Source organism: Streptomyces sp. NPDC006283 (assembly GCF_040613325.1).
Classification (GTDB): Bacteria; Actinomycetota; Actinomycetes; order Streptomycetales; family Streptomycetaceae; genus Streptomyces.
Window position 1 is genome coordinate 20,037 of sequence record NZ_JBEXRZ010000088.1, and the last position, 8,691, is coordinate 28,727.

The window sequence follows — 8,691 nt, forward strand, 5'->3', positions numbered from 1 at the left end:
CGGCTGCTCAGGCGGACGGGGCCGACGGCCAGGCAGCCGCCAGCATCGCGCGGGTGTCGCCGAGCAGCTGCGGCAGCACCTTGGTGGCGCCGATGACCGGCATGAAGTTGGTGTCACCGCCCCACCTCGGCACGATGTGCTGATGCAGGTGGGCGGCGATACCGGCGCCGGCGGCCGAGCCCTGGTTCAGGCCGATGTTGAATCCGTGCGCGCCCGAAGCGGTCCGCAGCGCGATCATGGCCTGCTTTGTCAGCAGGGCCAGTTCGACGGTCTCCGCCTCGTTCAGTTCCGTGTAGTCGGCGACATGGCGGTACGGGACGACCATGAGATGCCCGCCGTTGTACGGGTACAGGTTGAGCACCGCGTAGACCGACTCGCCGCGCGCGATGATCAGCCCGTCCTCGTCGGACTTCGACGGGATCGAGCAGAACGGGCAGCCGTCGTCCGCCCCCGGACCGGTCGGCTTGTTCTCGCCCTGGATGTAAGCCATCCGATGGGGCGTCCACAGGCGCTGGAACGCGTCAGGCGTCCCGACTCCGATCTGCTGCTCCGGCTGCTCTGTCGTCATGCGGGCCAGCATATTCGGCGTGGGTGACGGCATGCGGCGAGGGGCGGCCCCTGCCCAGGGGCCGCCCCTCGCGGCGGGGTCAGACCTGGACGCGGCGCTCCACCACATCGGCCAGCTTCGCCAGGGCGTCCGCGCGCGGGATCCCGTTCTCCTGCGAGCCGTCGCGGTAGCGGAAGGAGACCGTGCCGGCGTTCATGTCGTCGTCGCCGACGATGATCATGAACGGGACCTTCTGCTTCTGCTGGTTCCTGATCTTCTTCTGCATACGGTCGGAGGAGGCGTCGACCTCGACCCGCAGGCCCTTCTTCTTCGCCTCCGCGGCGAACGCCTGCAGGTACTCGACGTGCGCGTCGCCGATCGGGATGCCGACCGCCTGCACCGGCGCCAGCCACGGCGGCATCGCGCCCGCGTAGTGCTCCAGCAGCACGGCGAAGAACCGCTCGATGCTTCCGAACAGCGCGCGGTGGATCATCACCGGACGCTGCTTGGTGCCGTCCGGGCCGGTGTACTCGAGGTCGAAGCGCTCGGGCAGGTTGAAGTCCAGCTGCACGGTCGACATCTGCCAGGTGCGGCCGATCGCGTCCTTGGCCTGGACGGAGATCTTCGGGCCGTAGAAGGCGGCGCCGCCCGGGTCCGGGACCAGCGGGAGGCCCTGCTTCTCGGCCACCTGCCGCAGGGTCTCGGTGGCCTCCTCCCACACCTCGTCCGAGCCGACGAACTTGGTCTCGTCCTTGGTGGACAGTTCCAGGTAGAAGTCGGTCAGGCCGTAGTCGCGCAGCAGGTTCAGCACGAAGGTCAGCGTCGAGTCGAGCTCGTCCGCCATCTGCTCCTTGGTGCAGTAGATGTGCGCGTCGTCCTGCGTGAAGCCGCGGGCACGGGTGAGGCCGTGCACGACGCCCGACTTCTCGTACCGGTACACGGTCCCGAACTCGAAGAGGCGCAGGGGCAGTTCACGGTAGGACCGGCCCCGCGCGTCGAAGATCAGGTTGTGCATCGGGCAGTTCATGGGCTTGAGGTAGTAGTCCACGCCCTCGTCGAGCTGCATGGGCGGGTACATGCCCTCGGCGTACCAGTCGAGGTGGCCCGAGGTCTCGAAGAGCTTCCCCTTGGTGGCGTGGGGGCTGTAGACGAACTCGTAGCCCTCCTCCTCGTGGCGCTTGCGCGAGTAGTCCTCCATGACCCGGCGGATGATGCCGCCCCGGGGGTGGAAGACGGCGAGGCCGGAGCCGATCTGCTCGGGGATGGAGAACAGGTCGAGTTCGTTGCCCAGCTTGCGGTGGTCGCGCTTCTCCGCCTCGGCGAGGAAGTCGAGGTGGGCCTTCAGCTCGTCCTTCGACGGCCAGGCGGTGCCGTAGATGCGCTGGAGCATCGGGTTCTTCTCGCTGCCGCGCCAGTAGGCGGCCGCGTTGCGCATCAGTTTGAACGCCGGGATGTTGCGGGTCGTGGGCAGGTGCGGGCCCCTGCAGAGGTCCTTCCAGCACAGCTCGCCGGTCTTGGCGTCCAGGTTGTCGTAGATGGTCAGCTCGCCCGAGCCGACCTCCACGTCCGCGCCGTCGTCGCTCGAGGCCGAGCCCTTGAGGCCGATGAGCTCCAGCTTGTACGGCTCGTCCGCGAGCTCCTCGCGCGCGGCCTCGTCGGTGACGACGCGGCGCGAGAAGCGCTGGCCGCGCTTCTGGATCTCCTGCATCTTCTTCTCGATGGCCTTGAGGTCATCGGGGTGGAAGGGCTTCTCGACGTCGAAGTCGTAGTAGAAGCCGTCCTTGACCGGCGGGCCGATGCCGAGCTTCGCCTCGGGGAAGAGCTCCTGCACGGCCTGCGCCATGACGTGCGCGGTGGAGTGGCGCAGGATGTTCAGGCCGTCCTCGGAGGAGATCTCGACGGGCTCGACCTCCTCGCCGTCCTTCAGCTCGTAGCTGAGGTCCTTGAGCTCGCCGCCCACGCGCGCGGCGACGACGGTGCGCTCGGTGAAGAGGTCGGCGGCCGTAGTGCCCGTCGTCACCACGCGCTCTTCCCGCTCGGAATCGCGTTGGATGATCACACGGACGTCTGACACCGGTCTCTCCTGACTGAAGGCGGATGCGTACCCGATTCGTGGTGCGTACGCACCACGAATCGTACCGAGCCGGAGGGGCCACTCGCGAAACGGTTAAGGAGCCTGCGCGGGCCCTATCCGCTCTCCTCCTGCTCGCCCGCCTCCTCGAAGAAGTCGAGATTCTCGTGGAGCGACTTCATCAGCCGGTCCCGATCCGCCTCGTCCACCGGTACCGGGACCACGCCGGAGGCGTCGGTGAGCCGCCGGAAGCCGCCCCGGCTCTCCAGCCGTCCGGCCACCCGGATCGGCAGCCCGACCAGGTGCGCGTGGCCGGCCGTGCGGTACGCGTCCTCGTCCAGTGCCACCCGGATGTGGGGCACGTCCGCGCCGGCCAGCACCCGCAGCCGTACGGTGCCGGAGCCGCGCGGTCCCGAGCGCCGCATCCGCACGACGGTGCCGGTGATACGCACGGGCACGGACGGCTCGTCCTGGAGGTAGCGGGCGCCGGCCGCGCGCAGGGCCGGTAGATCGCCGGGCGAGAACTCGACGGGCTCCGTGCGCGCCGCGCAGCCCTGCGGCACTCCGGCGGCGGGTGACCAGGCGAGCGAGATCCGGGCGCCTTCGGAGCCCCGTACCAGGGCGATGACCGACTCGGTCAGCTCCCGGCTCACCCCGGCGTGGACCGCCGCGTCGAAGGCCTCCATCCCGCCGGTCGCGCGCTGGTAGTCGATGGCCTCCCGCGCCGCCTGCAGCGCGTGGCAGAGCCGGACCGCGAGGTCCCGTCCGGACTGCACGGGCACGAACGCGGTCAGGGTCCGGCCGCCCGGCGCGGGGCCGACGAGGACACCCTCGAGGAGGGCCTGGGCCTGCCTGCGGTGCCGGGCGCCGTAGTAGCCGGCGCGGCCCCGGGCGGCGAGCGCTCCCGCAAGCAGCATCTGCCGGGCGGCGGAGCGGAGCTGCTCCTGGACGGTCCACGGCGCCGTGCCCGACGGGCCCGTCCGGGGTGTGTCGCGCCACCAGCGGATCTCGTCGCTGGGGACGGTGAGTCCCACGAGGACGTCCCTGGCGGACGGTGCGGCGCTGCGGACGAGGGCGGTGATCGCCTCACCGAGCAGGTCCTCGCAGTCGGGGAAGGCCTTGCTCTCGGGCACGAGCAGGCTGGTGCCGCCGGTGGCGGGCCCGGGCGGGGTCCAGCGGGTGTAGCGCCCCGCGGCGCCTCCGCGGCGGCGCCAGCCGTGCCGGTCCAGCAGCGCGCCGAGGACGACCGGGTCGACGTCGGCCGGGTCGGGTTCCACCGCTCCCAGCCACGGTCCGGAGGGCTCCGTGGCGCCCGGGTGGGGGCGCACATGGTCGTCGAAGGGCCGGTGCATCAGGGTCTCCCTCCCGCCCCGACACGCGTCATGATCTCGCAGAGCGCTCGGTCGTCGAAGATCCGCGAGGTCGGGATGCGCACGGTGGTCCTGCGCCTGCCGGTCACGGGTTGGCCGGCGAGGTTGGTCCAGTAGCAGCAGTGCCTCAGGTCGAGCCGGTCGTGACTGGCGCGCAGCCACTCGTCCTGCGTTCTGGGGACGAGCATCACGACCAGGATCTTGTGCACGGACACCGGGGTGCGGGCGAGCTTCACCAGATGGTCGTTGTCGAGGGTGAAGGAGAACGCGGGCCCCGGCGGGTGCGGCGGGATCTGGTACGTGCACTTGAGCTGCACCTTGATGGTCACTTCGTCGTCGACCGTGTGTCCGGCCGAGCTGTGGCTGACATGCCAGTCGATGCCGTTGTCGGGAAACGGCTGGGAGAGCGAACACCCCGCCGCGGCTGCGACGGCATGCAGATAGCCCACCTGGAGCGTCTCCATGCAGGCGGTGGTGGCGAGCGCTCCGCGCAGCGGGACCGTCCGCTGGGGTAGCAGCCCTCCCGGCTCGGGCTGGGCGAGCGCCATGGCAATTTCCTTCCCCGTCACCTGTGTTGTCACCGGCCTGCGTACGGTGCAAACAGCCCGGGTATCACCGATTCGGGCAGGGGTTGTCGCCATCTGCCGCTTACGTGCGAGGAGTTCGGGGATGACGCACTGGTATGACGGCCCCCTGGCCGCATTTGACACAGAGACAACCGGAGTGGACGTCGAGCAGGACCGGATCGTGTCGGCGGCGGTCGTGGTCCAGGACGCGCCCGGCGGGCGTCCGAGGATCACCCGCTGGCTGGTGAATCCCGGGGTGCCCGTGCCGCCGGGAGCCGTCGAGGTTCACGGGCTGACCGACAACCATCTGCAGCGCAACGGCCGTTGGCCGGCGCCGGTGATGGAGGAGATAGCGAGGTCGCTGGCCGAGCAGTGCGCTGCCGCCCGCCCGCTGGTGGTGATGAACGCGCCGTTCGATCTGACGCTGCTGGACCGGGAGTTGAGGCGCCATCGCGCCTCGTCGCTGAGCCGCTATCTGGACCGGTCGCCGCTGTGCGTGCTGGATCCGCGGGTGCTGGACAAGCATCTGGACCGCTACCGCAAGGGTCGGCGGACTCTCGCCGACCTGTGCGTGCAGTACGAGGTGGTGCTGGACGGTGCGCACGACGCCGCGGCGGACGCGCTGGCGGCGCTCGAGGTCGTCCGGGCGGTGGGCAGGCGGTTCGCCGCGCGGATGGAGCGCCTGTCGCCGGCGGAGCTGCACACGCTGCAGGCGGTGTGGCACGCGGCGCAGGCGCGGGGGTTGCAGGCGTGGTTCGCGCGCAGTGGCACTCCCGAGGCTGTCGACCCGGCGTGGCCGCTGCGGCCGGACCTGCCGGCCGCGGCCTGAACGCGGGGCGGGAATGAGCAAGGCCGGTCCGTCGATGACGGACCGGCCTCTCCCGGTGGGCGATACTGGGTTCGAACCAGTGACCTCTTCGGTGTGAACGAAGCGCTCTCCCACTGAGCTAATCGCCCGGGAACGCACTGAACCATACAGTGCCCTGCGGGCTTCCTTCAAACTCCTTCCAGGTACGCCTCGAGTCCTCGCCTCCCGGCGCGCATCATCAGCGCGTGGTTGGCGCGGAAGACCGGTCGGCAGGGAACGGACAGCCTTCTCATCAGGGGCCGGCGCACCACCACCTCCTGTTCGTAGAGCGCGAGGGTGCCGCGGCCGCCCGCCCGAACCGTCCATCGCGACCAGCCGTCGAGGTCGCCCGTCATGTCCATCTCCAGCACACCGGCCACCGGGTCGCGGCGCCGCCCGCAGGCGGTGATGCGGAGGTCGTACGGGAGGACGGAGCGCAGGCGTGCGGTGCCCGACTCCCCGTCGGCGGTGGCCACCTCGCGTACCTGCGGCCACCACAGGGGATAGTCCTCGGCCCTGGACAGCACTTCGTAGACCGTTTCCGGCGCGGCGTGCAGATCCCAGGTGGTGCGGAAGCGGTAGCGGCTCCAGTCCATGGGCCCAGTCTGCGCCCCACGTAGGGCCCTCGGCGGGGGTACTCACCAGGAATTGAGTATGCGCGCCCATACCGCGGGCTGTGGCGGGGGCCACACTTCCGGCCATGGACAACGTGCCACCACCGGCCGAGGAGCTGGGGATACTCGACCGAGAACTGCGGCAACTGGAAGCCCGGCGGGCGCAGTTGCTGGCCCGCAGGGCCTGGCTGCTCGCCGCGCTGCAACCGCCTGTCGCCCCGGGCGCCCCGCCCGCGCCGCCGTCGGCCGGTTTCGGCCCGCCCCATATTGCCCCGGGCGGTCCCGGTCGGCCTTTCGCCGCCCCGGCCGGGCCGGACACTTCACCGCCCGGCGTGCAGAACCTGCTGCTGACGCTCGGCGGCATCCTGCTGACCGTCGCGGCGATCGCCTTCACCCTGGTCAGTTGGGGCGCCATGGGCATCGGCGGCCGCTCCGCCGTGCTCGGCGCCGTGACGGTGGCGGCGCTCGGCACCCCGTACGCGCTGCTCCGCCGTGGGCTCGTCGCCACCGCCGAGTCGGTGGCCGCGCTGGGCCTGGTCCTGATGGTGCTCGACGTGTACGCCCTGCACCGTGCCGTGCTGCCGCAGACCGACGGACTCGGTTACGCGGCCTTCGCCTCGGCCGCGCTCGCCGCGTTGTGGTCCGCGTACGGCCTCTGGCTGCCGCGCCTGCGCACACCGTTGCCCGCAGCCGTGGTGACCGCCCAGCTTCCGCTGCCCTTCTGGGCCCTGACCGGCGGCGCCGGAGCACCGCCCGTGGAGTGGGCGCTGTTGCTGACCGCCGCGCTGGACGTCGCCGTCGTGGTGTGGGCGCGGCCGGTCCCGGTGCGGGTCACCGCAGGTGTGGCGGCGGCGATGTCGGGCGGCGGGGCGCTGCTGATCGGCGGCTTCCGGTCGCTGGCGGCCGACTCGCCGTCGGCCGCCGCGAATCCGGCGGCGGTGCTGGTCGCGGCGGCGGCCGTCGCTCTGTTCACGGCGTGGCGCGTCCCGGCCGCTGCCGGCCTCTCGGCGGTGGCGGGTCTCGCGGCGGTGGCGGGTCTCGGCGGCGTCGTCCGCGTGGCGGTTCCGGGCCCCGGCTGGGCGGTCATCGGTTACCTGCTGTGCGGGACCGCGCTGTTGGCCGTCGTACGCGCCCCGGTGCCGCGGCGCCTGCTGCCGGGGTTGGCGGGCGCGTCAGCCGTCGTGCACGCGGCGGCGGCCCTGATGGCCCTGCCGTTGTCGGCTTTGGCGCTGGCGGGGCCGGTGACGGCACTGACGGACGTCTGGTCCGGTACGTCCCCGCTACCGGATCCGGACTCCACGGCGACGGCCCTGCTTCCGGCGCCGCTCGCTCTTCTGATCACCGCTGCGGTCCTCGTGGCGGCCGCCCGTCACCGGGGCACGCCCTTGGCCACGGACCCCGCCGGCGCCCAGCCGCCGCCGGCAGCGAACGGCGCTGTGGGGCCGGCGCGGGCCGACCGGCTGCGTACTGCCGCCCGCTGCGGTGCCGTCGTGCTGGTCTGGGCGGCGTTCGTCGCCGTGCCGGTCGTGTTCGGCTTCGCTCACTCCGCCGCTGTCGTCTGGCAGCTGGCGCCGGCCCTGGGCCTGCTCGCCGCCGCCGCGTGGCGAGCGCCCGGTGCCGTGACGTGGACCGCTCTGGCGTGCGCGCTGACCGGATCGGTGAGCGTCGCGCTGCTCTCGCTCGCGACTCGCCCCGCGACCTTCACCGTCCTCGGTGTGCTGGTGGGGGCCTTCGTACTGGCCGCGGTACGGACGCGTGGCCCGCTGCAGGCCCTGCTCGGCTGCACCGCGACTGTCTTCGCGACGGGCCTCGCCGGAGCCACGGGCGCGGCCCTGGAGCTTCCGGCGCACCGGGCTGCGCCGCTGCTCCTCGCCGTCCCGGCGCTCACGGCGCTCCTGGGCGCCCGGCTGCGGCGTCATTCGGCCGCCCTCCCGGTGGAGATCACCGGCGCGGTGGCCGGCCTGGTCGCGCTGCCGCTCGCGGCGGGTCACCTGCCCGTGCTCGCCCTGGTCCTCGCGCTGTGCGGAGTCATCGCCGCCGGGACGGCCGTGCGGGCCGAGCGGCGCCCTGTCGCCGGGTATCTGGCGGTGGTGCTGTTCGTCGTGGCGACGTGGGTGCGGCTGGCCGCCTCCGACGTCGCGTCGCCCGAGGCGTACTCGCTGCCCGTCACGGTTCCGGCGCTGGCGGTCGGTGTACTGCGCCGTCGCAAGGATCCGCAGGCCTCGTCGTGGGCGGCGTACGGGCCGGGCCTGTCCGCGACGCTGGTGCCGAGTCTGGTCGCCGCGTGGGGCGACGAGCACTGGCTGCGCCCGCTGCTGCTGGGGCTCGCGGCGCTCGCCGTCACGCTCGCCGGTGCCAGGCTGCGGCTGCAGGCGCTGCTGGTGATCGGGGGCGCGGTTCTGGCCCTGGACGCAACTCACGAGCTCGCCCCGTACGTGGTGCAGGTCGTCGGCGCTCTGCCCCGCTGGCTTCCGCCGGCCCTGGTCGGCCTGCTGCTCCTCGCGGTGGGAGCGACGTACGAGCAGCGCCTGCGGGACGCCCGCAAGCTGCGGGAGAGCCTCGGCCGCATGCGGTGACGGGGGAAACGCCGTAGGCCCCGGAGACCTGTCTCAGCACTTCTCCGTCGAGCACCTGCTGGGCGGAGAGCGAGCGCGCGCCGTCAAGGACCGTGCCGTC

General features: G+C 72.2%; 7 protein-coding genes and 1 tRNA gene. 2 read left to right on the forward strand and 6 right to left on the reverse strand.

The features are described from left to right. Window positions 1-7: 7 nt before the first annotated feature. From ABZ070_RS19595 to ABZ070_RS19610, 4 genes are all read right to left on the reverse strand, one after another. Window positions 8-580, reverse strand: coding sequence for an HIT domain-containing protein (locus ABZ070_RS19595; protein ID WP_356635468.1), 573 nt, complete (start codon window positions 578-580; stop codon window positions 8-10). Window positions 581-647: 67 nt separating this feature from the next. Then, window positions 648-2,621 carry a threonine--tRNA ligase gene (gene thrS / locus ABZ070_RS19600; protein ID WP_356635470.1) on the reverse strand — a complete coding sequence of 658 codons (1,974 nt, stop codon included), beginning with the start codon at window positions 2,619-2,621 and terminating at the stop codon, window positions 648-650. Between the two features lie 113 nt (window positions 2,622-2,734). Continuing rightward, entirely contained in the window at window positions 2,735-3,970 is a 1,236-nt protein-coding gene (locus ABZ070_RS19605; RefSeq protein WP_356635472.1) for a hypothetical protein, read from the reverse strand. Next, entirely contained in the window at window positions 3,970-4,536 is a 567-nt protein-coding gene (locus tag ABZ070_RS19610) for a DUF4365 domain-containing protein (RefSeq protein WP_356635474.1), read from the reverse strand. The genes ABZ070_RS19605 and ABZ070_RS19610 overlap by 1 nt, the downstream gene beginning before the upstream one ends. A gap of 121 nt (window positions 4,537-4,657) precedes the next feature. Here ABZ070_RS19610 and ABZ070_RS19615 point away from each other — a divergent pair, with 121 nt between their 5' ends. Beyond that, a complete protein-coding gene (locus tag ABZ070_RS19615) occupies window positions 4,658-5,383 on the forward strand; it encodes a 3'-5' exonuclease (protein ID WP_356635476.1) in 726 nt (241 codons plus the stop codon). A 56-nt stretch (window positions 5,384-5,439) separates the two neighbouring features. Here the strand turns inward: ABZ070_RS19615 and ABZ070_RS19620 are convergent. Further along, window positions 5,440-5,511 (reverse strand) — tRNA-Val (locus ABZ070_RS19620). Window positions 5,512-5,550: 39 nt separating this feature from the next. Beyond that, entirely contained in the window at window positions 5,551-5,997 is a 447-nt protein-coding gene (locus ABZ070_RS19625; RefSeq protein WP_356635478.1) for an SRPBCC family protein, read from the reverse strand. Between the two features lie 104 nt (window positions 5,998-6,101). Here ABZ070_RS19625 and ABZ070_RS19630 point away from each other — a divergent pair, with 104 nt between their 5' ends. Further along, window positions 6,102-8,591 carry a hypothetical protein gene (locus ABZ070_RS19630; protein ID WP_356635480.1) on the forward strand — a complete coding sequence of 830 codons (2,490 nt, stop codon included), beginning with the start codon at window positions 6,102-6,104 and terminating at the stop codon, window positions 8,589-8,591. The last annotated feature ends 100 nt before the right edge of the window (window positions 8,592-8,691 follow it).

Excerpts from the sequence above, each read along its gene's own strand:
- ABZ070_RS19595 (WP_356635468.1), bottom strand. The coding sequence starts at position 580 with ATGCTGGCCCGCATGACGACAGAGCAGCCGGAGCAGCAGATCGGAGTC.
- ABZ070_RS19605 (WP_356635472.1), bottom strand. The coding sequence starts at position 3,970 with ATGCACCGGCCCTTCGACGACCATGTGCGCCCCCACCCGGGCGCCACG.
- ABZ070_RS19610 (WP_356635474.1), bottom strand. The coding sequence starts at position 4,536 with ATGGCGCTCGCCCAGCCCGAGCCGGGAGGGCTGCTACCCCAGCGGACG.
- ABZ070_RS19615 (WP_356635476.1), top strand. The coding sequence starts at position 4,658 with ATGACGCACTGGTATGACGGCCCCCTGGCCGCATTTGACACAGAGACA.
- ABZ070_RS19625 (WP_356635478.1), bottom strand. The coding sequence starts at position 5,997 with ATGGACTGGAGCCGCTACCGCTTCCGCACCACCTGGGATCTGCACGCC.
- ABZ070_RS19630 (WP_356635480.1), top strand. The coding sequence starts at position 6,102 with ATGGACAACGTGCCACCACCGGCCGAGGAGCTGGGGATACTCGACCGA.